Source organism: Shewanella sp. DC2-4, assembly GCF_013248875.1.
Taxonomy (GTDB): domain Bacteria; phylum Pseudomonadota; class Gammaproteobacteria; order Enterobacterales; family Shewanellaceae; genus Shewanella; species Shewanella oncorhynchi.
This window is the reverse complement of the sequence record NZ_JABRVR010000002.1, coordinates 856529-876734: the sequence shown is the minus strand read 5'-3', so window position 1 is coordinate 876734 and position 20206 is coordinate 856529. Positions and strand designations below refer to the sequence as shown.

The 20206-nt window shown below is 47.5% G+C and carries 20 protein-coding genes; 9 read left to right on the top strand and 11 right to left on the bottom strand.

Annotated features, from left to right (window positions below; translation table 11 throughout):
* The first annotated feature begins 70 nt into the window (after positions 1-70).
* Positions 71-304 carry a DUF3319 domain-containing protein gene (locus tag HQQ92_RS04520; protein WP_131523583.1) on the top strand — a complete coding sequence of 78 codons (234 nt, stop codon included), beginning with the start codon at positions 71-73 and terminating at the stop codon, positions 302-304.
* Between the two features lie 36 nt (positions 305-340).
* Here the strand turns inward: HQQ92_RS04520 and lldR are convergent, their stop codons facing one another.
* Positions 341-1240 carry a LysR family transcriptional regulator LldR gene (gene lldR / locus HQQ92_RS04515; protein ID WP_105251752.1) on the bottom strand — a complete coding sequence of 300 codons (900 nt, stop codon included), beginning with the start codon at positions 1238-1240 and terminating at the stop codon, positions 341-343.
* Positions 1241-1530: 290 nt separating this feature from the next.
* Between lldR and HQQ92_RS04510 the strand changes: the two genes are divergently transcribed.
* Both HQQ92_RS04510 and recN read left to right on the top strand, forming a co-directional pair.
* Complete coding sequence (locus HQQ92_RS04510; protein WP_028761383.1) at positions 1531-2493, top strand: AEC family transporter; 963 nt, start codon at positions 1531-1533, stop codon at positions 2491-2493.
* A 128-nt stretch (positions 2494-2621) separates the two neighbouring features.
* On the top strand, positions 2622-4280 hold the full coding sequence (recN, locus tag HQQ92_RS04505; RefSeq protein ID WP_028761384.1) for a DNA repair protein RecN: 1659 nt from the start codon (positions 2622-2624) through the stop codon (positions 4278-4280).
* Between the two features lie 136 nt (positions 4281-4416).
* Here the strand turns inward: recN and HQQ92_RS04500 are convergent, their stop codons facing one another.
* The 9 genes from HQQ92_RS04500 to glyA all read right to left on the bottom strand — a co-directional run bounded on the left by HQQ92_RS04500 (position 4417) and on the right by glyA (position 12132).
* On the bottom strand, positions 4417-4911 hold the full coding sequence (locus HQQ92_RS04500; protein WP_028761385.1) for a phosphatidylglycerophosphatase A: 495 nt from the start codon (positions 4909-4911) through the stop codon (positions 4417-4419).
* Between the two features lie 15 nt (positions 4912-4926).
* Positions 4927-5883: a thiamine-phosphate kinase gene (gene thiL, locus HQQ92_RS04495; protein WP_309247084.1), complete on the bottom strand. Its 957-nt coding sequence runs from the start codon at positions 5881-5883 to the stop codon at positions 4927-4929.
* 78 nt (positions 5884-5961) lie between these two features.
* Positions 5962-6366 carry a transcription antitermination factor NusB gene (gene nusB / locus HQQ92_RS04490; RefSeq protein ID WP_006082638.1) on the bottom strand — a complete coding sequence of 135 codons (405 nt, stop codon included), beginning with the start codon at positions 6364-6366 and terminating at the stop codon, positions 5962-5964.
* A gap of 11 nt (positions 6367-6377) precedes the next feature.
* A complete protein-coding gene (gene ribE / locus HQQ92_RS04485) occupies positions 6378-6857 on the bottom strand; it encodes a 6,7-dimethyl-8-ribityllumazine synthase (protein WP_006082639.1) in 480 nt (159 codons plus the stop codon).
* A 130-nt stretch (positions 6858-6987) separates the two neighbouring features.
* Positions 6988-8091: a bifunctional 3,4-dihydroxy-2-butanone-4-phosphate synthase/GTP cyclohydrolase II gene (ribBA, locus tag HQQ92_RS04480; protein ID WP_028761388.1), complete on the bottom strand. Its 1104-nt coding sequence runs from the start codon at positions 8089-8091 to the stop codon at positions 6988-6990.
* Positions 8092-8186: 95 nt separating this feature from the next.
* Positions 8187-8843: a riboflavin synthase gene (locus HQQ92_RS04475; RefSeq protein ID WP_028761389.1), complete on the bottom strand. Its 657-nt coding sequence runs from the start codon at positions 8841-8843 to the stop codon at positions 8187-8189.
* An 11-nt stretch (positions 8844-8854) separates the two neighbouring features.
* A complete protein-coding gene (gene ribD / locus HQQ92_RS04470; RefSeq protein ID WP_173243468.1) occupies positions 8855-10009 on the bottom strand; it encodes a bifunctional diaminohydroxyphosphoribosylaminopyrimidine deaminase/5-amino-6-(5-phosphoribosylamino)uracil reductase RibD in 1155 nt (384 codons plus the stop codon).
* Positions 10010-10154: 145 nt separating this feature from the next.
* Positions 10155-10604 carry a transcriptional regulator NrdR gene (nrdR, locus tag HQQ92_RS04465; RefSeq protein ID WP_006082643.1) on the bottom strand — a complete coding sequence of 150 codons (450 nt, stop codon included), beginning with the start codon at positions 10602-10604 and terminating at the stop codon, positions 10155-10157.
* A gap of 274 nt (positions 10605-10878) precedes the next feature.
* On the bottom strand, positions 10879-12132 hold the full coding sequence (gene glyA / locus HQQ92_RS04460) for a serine hydroxymethyltransferase (RefSeq protein WP_105251747.1): 1254 nt from the start codon (positions 12130-12132) through the stop codon (positions 10879-10881).
* A gap of 189 nt (positions 12133-12321) precedes the next feature.
* On the opposite strand from glyA, the gene ettA reads away from it, so the two are divergent.
* A complete protein-coding gene (ettA, locus tag HQQ92_RS04455; protein ID WP_028761391.1) occupies positions 12322-13989 on the top strand; it encodes an energy-dependent translational throttle protein EttA in 1668 nt (555 codons plus the stop codon).
* Between the two features lie 137 nt (positions 13990-14126).
* On the opposite strand, the gene HQQ92_RS04450 is transcribed toward ettA, so the two are convergent.
* The gene (locus tag HQQ92_RS04450) at positions 14127-15068 is read right to left on the bottom strand and encodes a LysR family transcriptional regulator (RefSeq protein ID WP_028761392.1); all 942 of its coding nucleotides are present in this window, start codon (positions 15066-15068) and stop codon (positions 14127-14129) included.
* A 270-nt stretch (positions 15069-15338) separates the two neighbouring features.
* Between HQQ92_RS04450 and HQQ92_RS04445 the strand changes: the two genes are divergently transcribed.
* The 5 genes from HQQ92_RS04445 (at position 15339) to HQQ92_RS04425 (ending at position 20168) form a co-directional block, all read left to right on the top strand.
* Positions 15339-16262 carry an MBL fold metallo-hydrolase gene (locus HQQ92_RS04445; RefSeq protein WP_173243465.1) on the top strand — a complete coding sequence of 308 codons (924 nt, stop codon included), beginning with the start codon at positions 15339-15341 and terminating at the stop codon, positions 16260-16262.
* A 186-nt stretch (positions 16263-16448) separates the two neighbouring features.
* Positions 16449-17141 carry a DsbA family protein gene (locus HQQ92_RS04440; RefSeq protein ID WP_173243462.1) on the top strand — a complete coding sequence of 231 codons (693 nt, stop codon included), beginning with the start codon at positions 16449-16451 and terminating at the stop codon, positions 17139-17141.
* A gap of 2 nt (positions 17142-17143) precedes the next feature.
* Positions 17144-17614: a nuclear transport factor 2 family protein gene (locus tag HQQ92_RS04435; RefSeq protein WP_173243458.1), complete on the top strand. Its 471-nt coding sequence runs from the start codon at positions 17144-17146 to the stop codon at positions 17612-17614.
* A 308-nt stretch (positions 17615-17922) separates the two neighbouring features.
* Complete coding sequence (locus HQQ92_RS04430) at positions 17923-19110, top strand: metallophosphoesterase (protein WP_173243455.1); 1188 nt, start codon at positions 17923-17925, stop codon at positions 19108-19110.
* 263 nt (positions 19111-19373) lie between these two features.
* Entirely contained in the window at positions 19374-20168 is a 795-nt protein-coding gene (locus HQQ92_RS04425; RefSeq protein ID WP_173243451.1) for an ABC transporter substrate-binding protein, read from the top strand.
* Positions 20169-20206 lie beyond the last annotated feature (38 nt).

Below are 20206 nucleotides of genomic sequence, written 5' to 3'. Positions count from 1 at the left end.
CCTCACCAACGAATCCCGTCAAAGATATCCAGTTGCTATAAATAGCATCAATAAAGATTGAGTTATTCCAATGAGAAAGATTGTTTATCAAGGATTTATCTTAACCAATAGCGAAGGACGAACCGACAGTTGGAAACTGACCATCAAAGATCAACAGCGTATCGGTTCTTTATTCGAACTGCGGCGTTTAGTGGGATACTTCTTAGAACTCGGCATACTGCCCGCGACACGCTCCAGCCTGCAAGACGCAAAACAAACGCAAAACACCATGAGCAAAAACACGGTAAAACCTAAAAGACGCTAAAAATCAGTTCCCTTATTAAAGAATAACTCGGTTAAATCAACGCATAGAGAATAACTCTGGCGCCTTTGACTGCATAAACTCAATAAAGACTCTTACCTTTAGCGGCTGCTGGCTGCGCTGATGATATAAAATCGAAATTCGCCTCTGTTCGCCAATCCATTCTGGCAATAATACTTTAAGTTTTCCCTCTTTAATCTGCTGTTTTACAAATAGTTCAGGACCATACAAGATCCCACCATGGCCTAAGGTCGCCTGAATCGCTCCGTGTAAATCCGTGAGGGTGAGCTTAGTCGGGCCATTAAAATAAAAAGACTCGCCGCTTGGATGCTTTAAATGCCAATTAAACAGCGGCCAGACTTTTATCAGTTGATGGGCTTCAAGATCATCGGGATGCTCAAGTTTAGGTGCCTGAGCCAAATATTCTGGCGTGGCAAACAGGCAATAGTCGAGCTCGCCTAAGGTACTCGACACCCAAGAAGAATCAGGCTGAGCCCCGCCAACAATCGCCACATCTATGCCTTTGTCGATCAAATCGACTAACTCATTGCTCTGGGAAATGTGTAAACGGATATCGGGATACAGGCGGCCAAATTCATTCAATGCTTGAATAAACACGATGGAAATAATCGAAATCGGCGCGGCGATGCGCAGGGTACCCTCGGGTTTATCGCTGCCTAACCCACTCAGCTCATCGAATTGAGCAACCACACTCTGATAGCGTTGAAAGAGCGCCAGTCCTTCCTCCGTCAATCGTAACTTGCGGGTGCTGCGCATAAAAAGCTGTTTATCGAGCTTCTCTTCCAACTTCGCTAACTTGCGGCTCACTGTGGCAATGGGCATATCAAGCTCCTTCGCCGCCTGCGAAAAACTGCCCGCATTGACTAAATGCACAAAAAGATAGACAAGTTGTAGTTCAGCGCCTAAATCATCACTCATTGCATATCCTAATTTCACATATTGGGTATTGACGTTAAAACGCTAAATTCACTAAGTGATTGTGTTTTAAACATTGAATTATTCACTTATACGACCATAGCGCAATAGCCTTAGATTGAAATGGTATGTTATTTTGTGGCGAGTTTTACTGCGCTGGCGCTAAATCTGGCTCTAAAGTGACATAAAAAGAATCAAGTGCTGTAACTCTGCCCACCAAAAATCATAGCGACTGTAAAATGACGACGGTGGGCGAGTTTATTCAAATTTAATCGTAAGGATGAGTGAGGGAAATGACCATTTTAACCCCTCTGTTTGCCGTCTTCGGGATCATGTTGCTCGGCACACTTGTGCAAAAACTAAAACTCTTGCCCGTCGATACGGATCAAGTGCTGAACCAATATGTCTACTACATTGCGTTCCCTGCAATCATGCTTATCGCCCTCGCGCAGCAGCCGATTGGCGAGATTTTGCAATGGGGATTTATTGCGGGCTACAGCACAGCTATGGTAATCACTTATCTTGTCTGCCTTGGGCTATCGCTGATCGCTAACCCTAAACAGCATGCGGTTGCCGCTATTCGAGCCCTCAATGCCACCTTTGGTAATACGGCATTTATTGGTATTCCACTGCTCATCATCCTCTTTCCGCAGCAGCAAAGTGCCTTAGTCGCCGCCGCGATTGCCAGCTTATTATCCGTGCTGATGTTTGCCGTCGCCTTAGTCTCGATGGAACTGGCCACTAACACCCAAAGACAACACCACGCCTTAGTCATAATGGCGATGGCGGTAGGTAAAAACCCTATCGTTATTGGTAGCTTAATTGGCGTCGGCATTTCGGCGCTAGAGATAAAACTGCCGTCAGGGCTGGCGCTAATGATCCAGCAAATAGGCAATACCTCAAGCCCCTGCGCCCTATTTGCTATCGGCATGGTACTCGCCAAAGCAATGCGCTACCAGAAAGATAGCAGCGTATTTAGCCCCAAGAATTTTATCGAATTGAGCCTTATCAACCTCTTCAAGCTGGCTATCCAACCGGCACTCGTCTACTTTATGCTTAACCGTTTTGGCGTAAGTGGTGACTACCTGATCATGGGCGTGATCTTGAGCGCACTGCCCACCGCGGCTAGCGTGTACTTACTTGCCCAGCGTTATAACACTCAGGCTTCTACCAGTGCTCAGGGTATTCTATTTGGTACCTTAGTCACTTTCTTCAGTTTGCCTATCTTAGAAAGCTTAGTAAGAATCTATGCATAATCAGTTAATTAAAAATATTTACTACCGATAATGCTGATTATTTACCCAAGCCACTTTACTGTATATAAAATCAGTATATACTGTTTATCAATACAGTGGTTTGGTATGTTTTTCGACAGGAATTCACTATGCTTTGCCAACTCAGCATTAATAACTTCGCTATCGTCCGTTTTTTAGAACTGGATTTTCGCCCCGGTATGACCAGCATCACAGGTGAAACCGGTGCGGGTAAATCGATTGCCATCGATGCGCTAGGCCTATGCCTAGGCAATCGCGCCGATGCCAGCAGTGTTCGTCCCGGAGCCAATAAAACCGAGGTCAGCGCCCGCTTTTCCTTGGATGATATTCCACTGGCAAAACGTTGGTTAGAAGATAACGATCTTGAACTCGATGATGAGTGCATTCTACGTCGGACTATTGGTAGCGATGGCCGTTCACGCGCCTACATCAATGGTAATCCAGTGCCGCTGACGCAGCTAAAATTACTGGGTCAGTTGCTTATTGGTATTCACGGCCAACATGCCCACCATGCAATGTTAAAAAGTGAACATCAACTCACCCTGCTCGACAGTTATGCCAACCACAGATTGCTTATCGATACGGTTGCCGCTAGCTTTCAACGCTGCAAGCAAATTGAGGCCGATCTAAAGCAACTCGAAGCCTCCCAGCATGAACGTATTGCCCGTAAGCAATTAGTACAATATCAAGTAGAAGAACTCGATGAGTTTGATCTTAAAGTTGATGAGTTCGATGAGATTGAGCAAGAGCACAAACGTCTGGCCAATGGCACTGAGTTGATTGATACCTGTCAGGCGAGCTTAGAGTTACTCACAGAGGGCGAAGAGAACAATATAGAGTCGCTGCTCAATCGAGTCGTTTCCCTCGCCGAAGATCTGCAAAGCTACGATCCTGCATTAAGCAATATCAACACTATGCTCAATGATGCCTTAATCCAAGTGCAAGAAAGTGCCGGCGAATTGCAGCACTATTTGAGTAAGCTTGAACTCGATCCGACCCATTTTGCCTATTTAGAAGAACGGCTATCAAAAGCCATGCAACTGGCGCGTAAGCATCATGTTAGCCCGAATAAACTGGCCGAGCATCATTTAGCATTAAAGGCTGAGCTAAGCACCTTAGACAGTGATGAAAGTAAACTTGAAGAAATTCAGCTTCAAGTCGAGGCAAGTAGAGCCGCTTATCTTAGCAATGCGCAAAAGCTCAGCCAAAGCCGAGCCCGCTATGCTAAAGAACTCGACAAACTGGTGACTCAGTCAATCCACGAACTGAATATGCCTAAGGGTAAATTTACGATCGAAGTCAATTTCCACCCCGAGCAAATGTCAGCCAATGGCAGTGACAATATCGAATTTATGGTAACCACTAACCCTGGCCAACCTTTGCAACCGATTTCGAAAGTCGCGTCTGGCGGTGAGCTCTCACGGATAGGGCTAGGGATCCAAGTGATTACCGCGAAGAAAGTTGCCACACCGACATTAATTTTCGATGAGGTGGATGTCGGGATTTCCGGCCCCACCGCAGCAGTAGTGGGCCGCATGTTACGCAGCTTAGGGGAATCGACCCAAGTACTGTGCGTGACTCACTTGCCGCAAGTTGCGGGCAATGGTCATCAACACATGTTTGTCGATAAATTTAATAAGGCAGGCAGTACTGAGACCACAATGAAATCGCTCGATCGTGAGCAGCGTATCCAAGAGCTTGCAAGACTGTTAGGTGGCGATACTATCACCAGCAATACCCTCGCGAACGCAAGGGAACTGCTGCAATAGTAGTATGGATCAGATAACGAATGAGGTCGCTAAACGCTTGAATCTACACACTCTATATCACAAGCTAAGGGGCTATATCAAAAACTAAGGGTTAGTTGTTGGCCATGCTAACTAACATGTCGGGTTAGCGATAATGTTAGCTAAAACACCAGACTAGCCCTTGCAGACAAATAAACGAAAACACGCCCGCTAACACATCGTCAATCATAATGCCAAAACCACCATGAACTTTGGCATCGAGCCATCGAATAGGCCAAGGTTTGATGATGTCGAAAAAGCGAAATAGACCAAAGCCGACTAACAACCAACCCCAACCTGCTGGTGCCGCTATCATAGTGATCAGTAGCCCAACCACTTCATCCCACACAATCGCACCGTGATCGTGTACCCCCATATCTTGAGCGGCTTTACCGCAGATATAAAATCCCGCAAATGCGCTCAATAAGGTTAAGCCGATATACCAAGTGAGCGGTAATGGCGCCATCAATAAATAGAGGGGAATGGCTGCTAAGGTACCGAAAGTACCAGGCGCTTTAGCGGCGAGTCCGCTACCAAAACCGAGTGCCAAAAAGTGGACAGGATTTTTTAATGACAGGCGCGTTAGCACCTGATCCTTTGACAACCATTTCATTAACATGCTCTTCGCTTAAAAGTGCTCGAAACCGTGATACGGTGGTGTAAACGGCTCACCATTGAGTAGCAACTTGAGCTTACTGCCTGCACAAATTTGTCCAACGCGAACAAACTTTGCTCCTGCATGGCTCAACGCTGTCTCAAGCGCACCTTTTTGCGCTTCAGGAACGGTGAACAGCAGTTCATAATCTTCGCCCCCCGTAAGCGCATAACCTAAGGCATGCTCCTCGCTGACGGTATCTTGCATCGCCCGTGAAAGCGGGATGCAATTAACATCGACAACCGCACCAACTGCCGAAGCCTTAAGCACATGACCGATATCCGAGATAAACCCGTCGGAAAGGTCGATAGCACTGGAGGCAAGCGAACGTAAAGCTTGGCCCGCTAAGACTCTTGGTGTTGGACGATAATGGCGATTGATCAGGAATTCTTTATGCTCGGCTCTAGCCTGTTGCGCGCCGCGAATGATATCCAGACCTAAGGCCGAATCTCCGAGCGTGCCCGTGACATAAATCCAATCACCCGCTTTAGCACCATGACGCGTGAGTGCCTTACCCTGTGGGACTTGGCCGTGCACTGTGATGCTAATCGCCCGTGGACCACGAGTCGTATCGCCGCCAATTAAGGCGATGCCATAGTAATCGGCCGCTTCAAACAAGCCTTCACTAAAACCACTGAGCCAAGTCTCATCGACTTCGGGTAGCGTTAAGGCAAGCGTCATCCACGCGGGTTCAGCGCCCATGGCAGCCAGATCAGATAAATTTACCGCTAAAGCTTTGTAACCTAAGGCAGCGGGAGGCATATCGGGGAAGAAATGGACATTTTCGACTAAGGTGTCACAGGAGATAGCGATCGACTTGTTTTCTGCGGGTTGCACTAAAGCGCAATCGTCACCGATGCCAAGCTTCACATCACGGCGAGTGGGGCCGCGGTTGCTAAAATAACATTCAATTAATTGGAATTCTTTCACTGTACAGTTTGGCACGACTTACATCGGCCACCTTTGTTAGCAATGAAAAACGGTATCCTAAGATACCGTTTGTCTTTATTACTTGCGTGCAACCAGTTTGTCGAGCAGTCCGTTCACAAACTTATGACTCTCGTCCGCACCGAAAGCTTTTGCCAACTCAATCGCTTCGTTAATCGCGACCTTGTATGGCACATCTTTACGGAAAGTCAGCTCATAGGTCGCTAAACGAACTATGGCTTTCTCTACTGGAGACACTTCATCAATCGGGCGTTCCAGATGCGGGATGATCAGCTCATCCAATTGGGTTTTCTTCGTTGCAACGCCTGAAAATAGCTCACGAAAATAAGCTACATCAACACCGTCGAGACTTTGTTCAGTTAAAAACTCATGCTCGACATCGGCAATATTATTCCCGCTTAGTTGCCATGAATAGATGGCTTGAACGGCTAAACGGCGGGCCTTGCGGCGCTCAGAAGGCTTCATTATTTTTCCTACTATAACAACTGTTGTTCAAGTTCTTGCAGAACATTGACCATTTCAAGCAGGCTTAGAGCAGCTTCGCCGCCTTTGTTACCCGCTTTGGTACCTGAACGTTCAATCGCTTGTTCAATGGTATCAGTGGTCAAAACACCGAAAGCAACAGGCAGATCAAATTCTAAAGCAACTTGAGCTAGACCTTTATTACATTCGCCTGCAACAAAATCAAAATGAGGAGTACCACCACGGATCACCGCACCTAATGCGATAATACCGTCGAATTTACCACTGGCAGCTACGCGACGCGCAGCTAGCGGCAACTCAACCGCACCTGGTACACGGACAACAGTGATATTGTCGTCGCTGACTTGGCCAAAACGTTTCAGCGTGTCAAGTGCACCTTCAAGCAAGCTCTCAACTAAAAAGCTGTTGAAACGCGAAATTACAATCGCAACTTTGGCATTTTTCGCTTCGATATTACCTTGAACTACGTTCATTATCTTACCTAATTTAGCTAAAGCACCCAGCTCGGGGCGAAAAGTGGCGACATGATATCACAGCCAATTGCCCAGAGCCCTATGCAAATTATCAGAAATTGTTAATTTTACTTCAGTGTAACTTTGGGTTTCAGTCCGCCACATACTCAGTCACTTCAAGGCCAAAGCCTGAAAGTGAGTGGTAGCGTTTAGGCGAGCTGAGCAGGCGCATCTTAGTCACGCCAAGGCTGGCGAGAATTTGCGAGCCAACACCCACACGGCGCGACGTCCCCTGCCATTTTGCAGAAGCAGGCGCTTGGCCTTGATCTTCAGCTTCAAAGGCTTTCACCTTAGAAAGGATTTCACAGGGATGTTCTTGATTCCCGAGTAAAACCAATACACCACCTTCTGCAGAAATACGCTCCATCGCCTTTTCGAGTGGCCAGCTGCGTTGCTGATCGCGCTCTGAGTGGAGTAAATCGTTGAAGGTATTTTGCAAATGCACGCGCACCAAACAATCTTCTTTCACCTCACCTTTGACTAAGGCAAAGTGCAGTTGATTGTCGATAGTGTCTCTGAAGGTCACCATGTCGAACTCACCGAAACGGGTCGGTAATTTGCATTTAGCTTCACGCACAACCGTGGTTTCTTTGGTGTTGCGATACTCGATTAAAGCCGCGATAGTGCCGATTTTGATGCCATGCAACTCGGAGAAAATCTCCAAATCTGGGCGACGTGCCATAGTGCCGTCTTCGTTCAAAATTTCAACGATAACGCCCGATGGCTCAAGTCCCGCAAGACGGGCTAAATCACAGCCAGCTTCAGTGTGGCCTGCGCGGGTTAATACGCCGCCGTCCTGTGCCATTAACGGGAAGATATGCCCTGGTTGCACTAAATCAGACGCTTTAGCCTCTTTAGCCACAGCCGCTTTCACCGTTACAGCGCGATCGTGGGCCGAAATACCGGTAGTCACACCTTCCGCCGCTTCAATAGAAACCGTAAAGTTAGTCGAGAACTGGGCGTTATTATTCGTCACCATTAAAGGCAAGTTTAACTGCTGGCAACGGGCTTTAGTCATGGTCTGGCAAATAAGTCCACGGCCATATTTCGCCATAAAGTTAATCGCTTCTGGCGTGACCATTTCGGCCGCCATGATCAAATCACCTTCGTTTTCTCTGTCTTCGTCATCCATCAAAATAACCATTTTGCCTTGACGAATATCTTCGATGATCTCTTCTATACTGTGCAGCGCCATTGTAGGACCTTATGATTTTGCTGTTATTATGAAATTCTATACCTAAATAACCTAAGCTGCCGATAAGCTTAAGTTAAATAATCTGCTCCTGTGCACTAACGCACAAAGCCGGCACGGGCTAACATTTCCATGGTGACGCCACCGCTCTTGCTGTCTTTGCCATCATAATTCATCAAACGTTCAAGATAACGGGCGATTAAATCCACTTCGATATTCACCTTATCGCCCGCTTGCAGGTCGATTAACGTGGTTTCCCCTGCGGTATGCGGCACTATGGTCAAGCGGAATCGACTGCCGTCCACTTCGTTAACCGTCAGACTCACACCATCAATGGTGATGGAACCTTTATGGGCAATATAACGCCCAAGCTCTACGGGTGCGGCTAACCAAAATTCAATGGCTTGACCACGCACTAAGCGTTGCTCAACCGTTGCCATACCGTCCACATGGCCACTGACCATGTGGCCGCCTAAGCGTGTGGTTGGGGTGACGGCCTTTTCAAGATTCACCTTAGTGCCCACTTTGTAGTGAGCAAAGCCGGTTAGACTCACGGTTTCGGCAGAGACATCAGCCACATAACTGTCGGCTAATTGCTGCACAACCGTTAAGCACACACCGTTGGTAGCAATACTGTCGCCTAGACGTACATCGTTTAAATCCAGTTTGCCGCTCGCCACGGTAAGACGAATATCATCGCCTTTACGCTCCAGTTTGCGCAGGGTGCCAACGGCTTCAATAATCCCAGTAAACATGGTTAACTCACTTAATTAAATAAAGAAGTATCAAGCTTAACGCTCAAGATTAAACGGGTATCTGGCCCTATTTTGCGCTCATCGACCAACGTGAGTGCAGGAATGTGTGCCATGGTTTGATAATCGGGCAATTGCAGCAGATTACGCCCATGCCCACCGAGGATTTTCATCGCTTGATATAGCACTAACTCATCGGCCAGCCCCTGCGCTAAAAATGCGCCCGCTAAGGTTGCACCCGCTTCCACCAGCACGTGATTACAGCTTTGGCCTAAATAGCTTAATAGTTCAGGCAATGAGACGCGACCTGCAATTGCAGGTAACACGAGGCAACTCACATGGGAGGGCAATTGTGCTTGAAACTCTGCGGAATAAGCCACGGTCGAGACCAAGAGTATGGGCGATACGATAGCCAAGCAGGCGGCCGATAACGGCAAACGGGCGCGACTGTCAAGTATCACTCTTAATGGCTGCAGTAATTGCGCCTCGGTTACACTGTCTTTTAAGCTGCCAAGTTCCTGATAACGCACATTGAGTGAGGGATCGTCCGCCAGTATGGTTTCAATTCCCGTGACCAGTGCACAAGAACGTAAACGTAATCGCTGCACGTCGCGACGAGATTCTGGACCGGTTATCCATTTAGACACACCGTTAGACAGCGCGGTTTTACCATCGAGACTCGCAGCCAATTTTACTGTAACTCTGGGTAAACCCGATTCCATCCGCTTCATAAAGCCTAAATTCAAGGCATAGGCTTCATCGCGATGTAATCCCACATCCACTTCAATACCGGCGTCACGCAGCATTTGAATGCCACGACCACCTACTTGCGGATTAGGATCTTCCACCGCGACCACCACACGTTTAACGCCAATATTGATCAGCGCCAAGGCGCAGGGCGGCGTGCGGCCATAATGGCTGCAGGGCTCTAAAGTGACATAGGCCGTTGCGCCGCGGGCGCGTTCGCCAGCCATACGTAGCGCATGCACTTCGGCGTGGGGCTCACCCGCTTTTTGATGATAACCTTCACCAATGATTTGGTTATCTTTAACGATAACGCAGCCCACACTGGGATTGGGTCTAGTGGTGTAAAAGCCTTTGTGCGCCAATTGAATCGCGCGGCTCATCATTTGGGTATCGAGTACGGACCAACTTATGTTCAAGCTCATGTTCAACCCTGTTGTTAAAGGTTTCGGCTTTCACCAGTCTTGCAAATCTGTTTTTAAAACCTGTCTTGCAGAAGCTATTAATCAAAAGCCTCTTTTAAAGCTAGCGCAACCAAACACCGATAGACTAGCCACAAAAATCGAATAACTACTTTTGTAGCTTGGCGATGGCTTCGCCAAATTCAGACACGTCTTCGAAGGCGCGGTACACAGAAGCGAAACGTATGTAGGCGACTTTATCTAGGCTCATCAATTGCTCCATCATTAAGTTACCCACCATTTCTGACGGCACTTCCCGCTCGCCAGTGGCGCGCAGAGTAGACTTGATTTTGCTGAGTGCTTGCTCGATTTCATCCATAGATACGGGGCGTTTTTCAACGGCGCGTAACATGCCACCTTGGAGTTTTTCTTCATCGAAGGGTTGGCGTGAACCATCGCGCTTAATCACCCTAGGCATGACTAATTCGGCGCCTTCGAAGGTGGTAAATCTTTCATGACATTCGGTGCATTCTCGGCGACGGCGCACTTGGTGGCCTTCTGCCACTAATCGGGAATCGATGACTTTAGTATCTGTCGCGCTACAAAATGGACAATGCATTGAGCCTCCTGCCAGTGAATGGTCGTAAAGCGTTAATGGGTTTACCTGTTAAATCTCAGTCAAACGCAATGGATTTAAGCCTAAGATTTTACCAATAAAAATGGCCGCAAGATGCGGCCATGGGATTTTATCCTATTTATGGGCTGAGGTTAACTACCTGAGCTTAACAACCTAATGTTAAGTGCCTGATGCTAAGTACCTGATGTGACAGGTATCAAGTCAGTCGGCGGTCAATCTCGGCCATTCATCTACTAAACGTAGATGCATAGGCAAATTAGCCGTAAACAGGGAAACGTGCGCAAAGTGCCAATACTTGGCCTTTAACACGCTCAATCACAGCAGGATTGCTTGCATCATCAAGGATGTCACAAATCCAGCCAGTCAGCTCTTTCGATTCCGCTTCTTTAAAGCCGCGGCGCGTAATGGCTGGCGTACCGATACGCACACCTGAGGTCACAAAGGGTGAACGAGGGTCGTTTGGCACTGAGTTTTTGTTCACAGTAATGTTAGCGCTACCTAAGGCGGCATCGGCTTCTTTACCCGTTAAGTCACGACCAATCAGGTCAACTAGCATTAAGTGGTTGCTGGTTCCGCCAGAGACGATTTTGTAACCGCGCTCAAGGAACACTTCAACCATAGCTTTAGCGTTGTTAACCACTTGCTGTTGGTAAACTTTAAATTCTGGCTCTAGGGCTTCTTTGAACGCCACCGCTTTACCGGCGATAACGTGCATCAATGGACCACCTTGACCACCAGGGAATACCGCAGAGTTCAACTTCTTATACAAGTCTTCATCGTCAGCAGCTGACAGGATCACGCCACCACGAGGACCCGCTAAGGTTTTGTGGGTCGTAGATGTCACAACATGTGCGTGTGGAACTGGGTTTGGATAAACGCCCGCAGCAATAAGACCGGCAACGTGTGCCATATCGACAAATAAATAAGCACCGATTTTGTCTGCGATTTCACGCATTTTTGCCCAATCAACGATACCTGAGTAGGCAGAGAAACCGCCGATCATCATCTTAGGCTTGTGTTCTAAGGCAATACGTTCCATCTCGTCGTAGTCAATTTTGCCAGACTCGTCGATACCATAAGGAATGATGTTGTACAGTTTGCCAGAGAAGTTAACCGGTGAACCGTGGGTCAAGTGACCACCATGAGCTAAGTTCATGCCCAGTACGGTATCGCCAGGCTTTAACAATGCCATGTAAACCGCGCTGTTTGCCTGTGAACCTGAATGAGGTTGTACGTTAGCGTAAGTTGCGCCAAACAGTTGTTTAGCACGTTCAATCGCTAAGGTTTCAACTACGTCCACATACTCACAACCACCGTAGTAACGCTTGCCTGGATAGCCTTCAGCGTACTTATTGGTTAACTGTGAACCTTGCGCTTCCATCACGCGTGGACTGGTGTAGTTTTCAGAAGCAATCAGCTCAATATGCTCTTCTTGACGCAGAGTTTCATTCTGAATTGCGTTAAACAGTTCCGGATCATAATCTGCGATATTCATATCTTTTTTCAGCATTGCTTACTCCAGCTGCCAATTCTTATAGGTAGGGTTGCGCGGTATTCTACTCGGAACGCGGTCACAATCCCAGTATTTGAAACATGAAATTCCTGCAGAGAGTGCTTGAACTTGGCTCATTGTCGAGTTGAGTTCGGCGCGCAATCGAGTAGAATTAGCCGCATCATTAGTCACTTAAGATAGAGAAAAATGGCTCAGTTTGTTTACAGCATGCTGCGGGTGGGTAAAATTGTTCCGCCTAAGAAGCAGATCCTTAAAGATATTTCTTTAAGCTTTTTCCCCGGCGCCAAAATTGGCGTACTCGGCCTCAACGGTTCAGGTAAGTCGACACTACTGCGCATTATGGCGGGTATCGACACCGAAATTGAAGGCGAAGCGCGCCCAATGCCGGGATTGAAAATCGGTTACCTGCCGCAGGAACCTAAACTCGATCCGAATCAAACCGTACGTGAAGCGATTGAAGAAGCGGTAGCAGAGGCAAAAAATGCCCTGACTCGCCTCGATGCCGTTTACGCAGCCTACGCCGAGCCGGATGCCGATTTCGACGCCCTTGCAAAAGAGCAAGGCGAACTCGAAGCCATTATTCAAGCCCAAGATGCCCATAACTTAGAGTACGTCCTTGAGCGCGCCGCCAACGCCCTGCGTCTGCCAGATTGGGATGAGAAAATCGAAGTATTATCCGGTGGTGAACGTCGCCGCGTGGCGATTTGTCGCTTGCTGCTTGAAAAACCAGAAATGCTGTTACTGGACGAACCAACCAACCACTTGGATGCTGAATCTGTGGCGTGGCTTGAGCACTTCCTGCAGGAATATGCTGGTACTGTGGTCGCGATTACCCATGACAGGTACTTCCTCGACAATGCCGCTGGCTGGATTTTAGAACTCGACCGCGGTGAAGGTATTCCGTGGGAAGGTAACTATTCTTCATGGCTTGAGCAGAAAGATGCCCGTCTAAAGCAAGAATCGGCTACCGAAAGCGCTCGCCAAAAGACCATTGCCAAAGAATTGGAATGGGTACGTCAAGGCGCGAAAGGCCGCCAGTCTAAAGGCAAAGCCCGTATGGCACGCTTTGAAGAACTGAACACTAACGATTACCAAAAACGTAACGAAACCAACGAGCTGTTTATTCCGCCAGGACCACGTTTAGGTGACAAGGTTATTGAAGTGAATAACCTGACCAAATCTTACGGTGACCGCGTATTGATCGACAACCTGTCGTTCTCTGTGCCTAAGGGCGCGATCGTCGGCATTATCGGTGCCAACGGCGCGGGTAAATCGACCCTGTTCCGCATGTTATCCGGCGCTGAAAAGCCAGACAGCGGCAGCATTGAGCTGGGTGATACAGTGCAACTGGCCTCGGTTGAGCAGTTCCGCGATTCGATGAATGATAAGAACACCATTTGGGAAGAAATCTCCGGTGGTCAAGACATCATGCGTATCAACAACATGGAAATCCCGAGCCGTGCCTATGTAGGCCGCTTCAATTTCCGTGGTGGCGATCAGCAAAAAGTCATCGGTACTTTATCTGGTGGTGAACGTAACCGCGTGCATTTAGCCAAACTGCTGCAAGCGGGCGGTAACGTATTACTCCTCGACGAACCCACCAACGATTTAGACGTTGAAACCCTGCGCGCACTGGAAGAAGCGATTCTGGAATTCCCCGGTTGCGCTATGGTGATTTCGCATGACCGTTGGTTCCTCGACCGTATCGCGACCCACATTCTGGATTACCGTGACGAAGGCCAAGTGAACTTCTACGAAGGTAACTACACAGAATACTCGGCATGGTTGAAAAACACCTATGGCGCCGATGTGGTTGAGCCACACCGCTTGAAATACAAGCGCATGATAAAGTAAATCTAGAATCTAGAATCTAGAATCTAGACAAGTGTAAATCTGAGGAGTTTAGCTCGAAAGGGTTAAGCTCCTTTTTATGGCATTCAGTTGCGCTATGAGTGCCGTAGACTTTGGCGCTATTTCAAACTGGCACTATTTCAATTCAAGCTGGCAAAGTAGGCCACCAGCATGTCCATCATCACCCTAAGTGCAGGCTGCATGTGTTTGCGGGATTGATACACGCCATACACACCGAGGGACAGAGGTTTAAACTCAGTTAATAAAGGCACTAGCTGACCCGAGTCTAAATAGGGTTTCGCCGCCCAAACCGGCTGCATAGCAATTCCCTCACCAGCCAGCGTGGCATTAAGCACCACCATGGAATCATTGGCGCTGAAATTACCATTCACAGGCACGTTAAATACCTGACCTTGGTTTGACTTAGGATCGGAGTTCAACGCTTGAGCCTGTTTCGCCCCTACATCGGTTTTATAAAAGCGCCACATCACATCGCCAAAATAAGAATAGGTTAAACAGTTATGCTGAGTTAAATCCTCGGGATGCAGCACGGCAGCGCGCGCGGCAAGATAACTCGGTGCGGCGCACACCACAGACTCACACTCCCCTAAGCGCCTAGCGATAAGATTGGGATCGAGTTCATTGGTGATGCGAATAGCCAGATCAATACGCTCGGCGACTAAATCGACGGTTTGGCTGCTCACGTGGAAATTCACGCCCGCCTGCGGATAACTGGCTAAATATTGCTGTACCACGGGCGCTAAAATCTGATGCGCCAAAAACTGGGAGCAACTAATACGGAGTAATCCCCGCGGAATCGCCACAGCGGCATGACTGACCGCCGGCACTTCGTTAGCCAGTTCGAGCAGCCGATGGCAATAGTCCAGCACTTGCTCACCCGCTGGCGTTAAGCTGAGGCTACGCGTCGAGCGATGCAACAACCTAGCACCAGACCATTCTTCCATTTCGCTCAAGTAACGGGTCACCATAGAACGCGACATATCTAAGGCATTGGCGGCGCTGATCATGCTGCCGCGCTCAACAATAGTCACAAACACCTTAGCCGCTTCGAGTCTGTCCATGATTTATCTCCACTCTCGTTCAATCACTTTCAATCATTCGAAGGCTCAATGACATACTCGCGTACCCACATAACTAAGTAACTAGTAATTAAGAATGCAATAGTACACGCAGCTATTCGTCCGATTAATGCAACAAACATGGGCAGATACTCGCATTTATCTATTGATTTTTGCAACCTATACTTAACTCACTTTTGCAGCAGCTGCAAATCAATGAATGCTAAATCGAACCTTTTACTCTTTCACCCTGTGACTATAAGTGAGCCCCAAATGAACACATCGACCTATGCAATACGTAACACAGTTAACGCCACATTGAAGGCCTCGTCTAAAATAAGCCTAGCCGCCACCTTGTTGCTGGCAGGACTTAGCGCGGTCAATGCAGCGCCATTGCAAGTGAGCCATTTTAATCCGGGCGAAAACAGCATCTTTGCCGTGTCATCGAGCTTTATCAGCGGCAAACACGAAATGATGCTCGTCGATGCGCAATTTCAAAATAACGATGCCCAAACATTGGTCGACACCATCAAAGCCAGCGGTAAAAAGCTGACTCAGGTGTATATCAGCCATAGCGATCCTGATTTCTATTTCGGCTTAGCCGTGATTAAAAAGAATTTCCCCGATGCACAAATCGTCGCGACTCAAACCACTGTCGATGCGATTAAAGCCTCAATGGAAGGCAAACTCGCCTACTGGGGGCCGATTTTAAAAGATAATGCGCCAAGCGAATTAGTGTTACCTAAGGCGATTCACAGTGACACTTTTACCATCGACGGTGAGCAAGTGATTATCAAAGGTTTTAATGATAAACACCCTAAACACACTTTCCTGTGGGTGCCATCGGCAAAAACCATTACAGGTGGCGTGGAAGTATTTGATAACACGCATGTTTGGATGGCTGACACTCAAACTGCCTCTGAGCGTCAGGAATGGTTAACCCATTTAGATGCAATGGAAAAACTGCTGCCGACCACAGTGATCCCAGGGCACTATTTAGGCGAAGCGCGATTTAATACCCACGCCATCGGTTTTACCCGTGAATATGTAAAAGCCTTTGAAATCGCTGCAAAAGCCTCGAAAGATTCAGCCGAATTAATCCAAAAGATGCTGGCGCTATACCCACAAATGCCAGCCGATGCAGGGCTTGAGATCAGCGCCAAAGTTTACATGGGCGAAATGACCTGGCCTATGTAAGCCCAGCCATATCTATCTAGGCGATTAGATACAAGCATTTAAGTGAAAACAGTTAAAGACAGGCACGTGAGCGATTGCGTGCCATTTTTTAGCTAAATAACGGTACCAACCTAACTATTTTAATCGATGTTCTCAAAGGGCTTAAGTCGCTAATGTCGCGACGAACTTAAGCCAAAAGGTTTAACTATGACTCAGCCAACAACCCATCCAACTAGCACAACCAGCAGCACAGCAACGGCCAAAGAGCGCACTCTGCACGCCATTATCGACCCTTTATGTGGTTGGTGTTATGCCGCAGCGCCACTGCTTGATGCCGCCGCAAAAGCAGGCTTTACCATTAAGCTCCACGGCGGCGGTATGCTCACGGGCCCAAGACGCAAACAAATCGATGCCAACTGGCGCGACTATGTTATGCCCCACGATCTACGCATTAGCGAACTAACTGGCCAGCCTTTTGGTGAGAACTATTTCGATGGTCTGCTGCGCGATACCACAGTCGTACTCGACTCGGCGCCTCCTATTAAAGCCATGCTCGCAGTCGATGCTATGGGTGGCGACAGTCTGGCCTATCTACACTCAGTACAACTGGCCCATTACCGTGATGGTCACAGCGCCAGTGATGAAGGTAATCTGGCAAAGTTAGCCGCTGAACTTGGGCTCGACCCTATAGGCTTTGCGCAACATTATGCCCAAGGTGAAGACAAGCTATATGAGCATATTGTTGAATCCAGAGCATTACTGAATCTGATAGGTGCCCAAGGTTTCCCTTCGATGGCTATAGAGGATAATAACGGCAACATCACCGCCATTAATATCAACCGCTTCTACGGCCAACCCGCCCAGTGGTTAAGCCATCTTGAAGCGCAATTTGAGTCATAATCATGCCAACGCTTAATGGTGTTCCAACAAGCTCTTTAGTGAGTGAGCCTGCTCAGTTAAATCTTATCGAAACAGCAAGACAAACTGATGCGAATCTTGCACTGGTAAAAAGCACCTATGAGGGAAGTAGCTCAGCCGAGAACGCCAAAAATCTTCAGCTTGCCTTAGCGAGTGACGCACGCTGGACAGAGGCGGCAGGTTTTCCCTATGCGGGCACTTACATAGGTTTTAGTGCGATAGCCGCCAATGTGTTCACCCGCCTCGAAAAAGAATGGAATAACTATCGTGTCGATATCGAAGACTATGTCGCCCAAGGTGATAAGGTTTTTGCCTTCGGTACTTATTCAGGTACTTATGTCAAAACGGGCAAACATTTTACCGCTCGAGTCGCCCATTTATGGAAGATACACAGCGGCAAAATCGTCAGTTTCGAGCAGTTTGTTGATAGTTATACCGTCGTCAATGCCATGTAACTGCCAATACCATGTAAAGACAGTCATGCACTATAGACATGCAATGATGGAATAACTGAACAATGAGGCGGGCAAGTTTAATTTAGCCCGCCCCACGACTTGCCGATGTTAAGCCTTATCCGTATGATTTAGTGTTTTCAATAGGTTGAGCACTTGACATTAAGTACTTAAGATTAGGTACTTGCGATTAAGCGTTTGGATTAAGCGCTTGAAATTGAATTCGTCAAGCTGCACGTTCTAAGACTCATCAACTCAAGTGTTTAAAATTAAAAAATGAATAACTAAAACAAAAACAAGGATGCGGTCTAATGCAAATCAATTCGATGCCAGTCGGGGCTCACCCAATCACGCTATCTATGACGCGACTTAGCCGAGCCAGCCAATGGATACTCAAGCAACAGAGAAAATTCACGCCCCTGTTATGGCTTGTCACCGCACTCCCCTTTACCTCACTGGCAGCCAATGCAAGTGAAGCCGAGCTAGAACTAAAAGTTCAAGAAAACAGCGTCACCGATGGCCCTTATGTATTTTTAGATGATGCTCAAAAAGACATAGCCTATTGGATTTGCCAGAGTGAGCTAAAACAAACACCGATTGCGAAGGCGCAGTTAACTCGCCCTGCCAGTTGCGGTGAATTACCCCAACCGCACCTTCACACACAAGCTGTCACGGTTGAGCCAGATACCTTCACCCATGTCAGCAAAATTGTCGCCCTTAGCGATGTACACGGCCAGTTTGATGTAATGATTAACTTGCTAAAAGCCCATCAGATTATCGACAAAGATAACCACTGGGCCTTTGGTGACGGTCATATGGTGATGACGGGCGACATGTTTGACCGTGGTCATCAAGTCAATGAAGTATTGTGGTTTTTATATTCCTTAGACCAAGAAGCCCAAGCTGCGGGCGGACGCTTACATCTACTCATGGGCAATCACGAGCAAATGGTGTTTCGCGGCGACTTACGCTACGTCAACGAACGCTACCAAGTCTCGGCAGGTTTACTCAAACGCAGCTACGATGCGCTCTACAACAAAGACACCGAAATAGGCAAATGGCTTCGCAGCAAACATACTTTAGTCAAAATCAATAATATCTTGTTTATGCACGGCGGCATCAGCCCTGAATGGGTCGAGCGTAAATTAAATATCAACGATGCTAACCAATTATTTCGGCAGCATTTAGATGATAAAAAAGCCGATTTGAAGCAAGATGATTTACTCAACTTTTTGTTTTTTACCAATGGTCCAACTTGGTATCGTGGCTACTTTAAAGATGAACTGAAAGAGTCGGATATCGATAGCATACTGAGCTATTTCAAGGTCGATCATATCGTCGTAGGGCACACATCGCAGGAACAAGTACTTGGGCTTTATCATAATAAAATCATTGCGATAGATAGCAGCATTAAGAATGGTAAATCCGGTGAGCTGTTACTTATCGACGCTGGCAAACTCCGCCGAGGTTTGTATCAGGGTGAGCAGGTTTCGCTATAACCTACCTCACTACTATCTTTTGCCCCAATACGTGAATGAGCTAGCGCCCTAATCCATGAATGCGCTGGGGCAATAAGGCATGAATGAGCAAGGGTAAAATGGACGCCCACCATGGTACTCAATCGCCATGGCTCTAAATCGACATAACGCTCAATCGTATAGCGCTCAATATGCACCCATCTTAATATCCATAAGTTCGCCTGTTTTAATTAACTCTGACTATACTCAAGCCAAGTGCGACTCACCTAAGTGCTGGAGTAGAAATGGGGAAGAAATTACTCACATTATCTAGCTTTTGCTTGTTTCTATTCAGCTTCTATCCCCCTGCATTTGCGGGCAGGGAACTCCAATTAGTCGCCACTAACTATCCTCCTTTTTATGCCGATGCTTTACCTGAACAGGGCGGCGTTGCGCAAGTCGTCAAAGAAGCTTTTAAACGCAAAGGTTACACTGCCAGCCTCAAGTTTTATCCCTTCGCCCGCGCGGCTTTACTCGTTAAAACTGGCCAAGCTGATGGCATCATTGGGCTCTGGTATCGTAAAGAGCGCGAGCAATGGGCCCAATATTCTGCGCCTATCCAACCCGTACAAATTGTGTTTTATAAACGTAAAGATTCACCGCTGAGTTTCAGTCAACTTTCAGATCTTAAACCTTTCACTATCGGTATAGGTCGCGGTTACGCTAATCCGCCAGAAATCTTCGCCGCGGGGCTCACCACAGAGGAAGGAAATTCGGATGAGATGAATCTCAAAAAGCTATTTTTAAAGCGTATTGACTTAGTCTTGATTGGCCATAACTTAGCGGGGTATTTAATTAAAAAAGGACCAAGTGAATATGAGGGTGCCTTTGAGCAAGTCGGCCAACCCATAGCGACTGAGGTATTTCATTTAGGGATCTCTTTGGCTGTGGCGGATCATCCGCAGTTAGTGACGGATTTTAATCAAGGTTTAGAGAGTATGCGCCGCGATGGACGATTAGCAGCAATTTTAAGCCAATATCCTCAGGTTGAAACGACTCAAGCGCCGATTGAAAAAACGCAAACTGAAGTCCATCCCTAAAGTCTGTCCAGCTTTTAAAAAGCAATAGCAGCACAAAA

What these genes read in the sequence shown, in the direction of transcription:
- HQQ92_RS04520 (WP_131523583.1), top strand. Translation starts at nt 71, where the DNA reads ATGAGAAAGATTGTTTATCAAGGATTTATCTTAACCAATAGCGAAGGA.
- lldR (WP_105251752.1), bottom strand. Translation starts at nt 1,240, where the DNA reads ATGAGTGATGATTTAGGCGCTGAACTACAACTTGTCTATCTTTTTGTG.
- HQQ92_RS04510 (WP_028761383.1), top strand. Translation starts at nt 1,531, where the DNA reads ATGACCATTTTAACCCCTCTGTTTGCCGTCTTCGGGATCATGTTGCTC.
- recN (WP_028761384.1), top strand. Translation starts at nt 2,622, where the DNA reads ATGCTTTGCCAACTCAGCATTAATAACTTCGCTATCGTCCGTTTTTTA.
- HQQ92_RS04500 (WP_028761385.1), bottom strand. Translation starts at nt 4,911, where the DNA reads ATGAAATGGTTGTCAAAGGATCAGGTGCTAACGCGCCTGTCATTAAAA.
- nusB (WP_006082638.1), bottom strand. Translation starts at nt 6,366, where the DNA reads ATGAAGCCTTCTGAGCGCCGCAAGGCCCGCCGTTTAGCCGTTCAAGCC.
- ribE (WP_006082639.1), bottom strand. Translation starts at nt 6,857, where the DNA reads ATGAACGTAGTTCAAGGTAATATCGAAGCGAAAAATGCCAAAGTTGCG.
- ribBA (WP_028761388.1), bottom strand. Translation starts at nt 8,091, where the DNA reads ATGGCGCTGCACAGTATAGAAGAGATCATCGAAGATATTCGTCAAGGC.
- HQQ92_RS04475 (WP_028761389.1), bottom strand. Translation starts at nt 8,843, where the DNA reads ATGTTTACTGGGATTATTGAAGCCGTTGGCACCCTGCGCAAACTGGAG.
- ribD (WP_173243468.1), bottom strand. Translation starts at nt 10,009, where the DNA reads ATGAGCTTGAACATAAGTTGGTCCGTACTCGATACCCAAATGATGAGC.
- nrdR (WP_006082643.1), bottom strand. Translation starts at nt 10,604, where the DNA reads ATGCATTGTCCATTTTGTAGCGCGACAGATACTAAAGTCATCGATTCC.
- glyA (WP_105251747.1), bottom strand. Translation starts at nt 12,132, where the DNA reads ATGCTGAAAAAAGATATGAATATCGCAGATTATGATCCGGAACTGTTT.
- ettA (WP_028761391.1), top strand. Translation starts at nt 12,322, where the DNA reads ATGGCTCAGTTTGTTTACAGCATGCTGCGGGTGGGTAAAATTGTTCCG.
- HQQ92_RS04450 (WP_028761392.1), bottom strand. Translation starts at nt 15,068, where the DNA reads ATGGACAGACTCGAAGCGGCTAAGGTGTTTGTGACTATTGTTGAGCGC.
- HQQ92_RS04445 (WP_173243465.1), top strand. Translation starts at nt 15,339, where the DNA reads ATGAACACATCGACCTATGCAATACGTAACACAGTTAACGCCACATTG.
- HQQ92_RS04440 (WP_173243462.1), top strand. Translation starts at nt 16,449, where the DNA reads ATGACTCAGCCAACAACCCATCCAACTAGCACAACCAGCAGCACAGCA.
- HQQ92_RS04435 (WP_173243458.1), top strand. Translation starts at nt 17,144, where the DNA reads ATGCCAACGCTTAATGGTGTTCCAACAAGCTCTTTAGTGAGTGAGCCT.
- HQQ92_RS04430 (WP_173243455.1), top strand. Translation starts at nt 17,923, where the DNA reads ATGCAAATCAATTCGATGCCAGTCGGGGCTCACCCAATCACGCTATCT.
- HQQ92_RS04425 (WP_173243451.1), top strand. Translation starts at nt 19,374, where the DNA reads ATGGGGAAGAAATTACTCACATTATCTAGCTTTTGCTTGTTTCTATTC.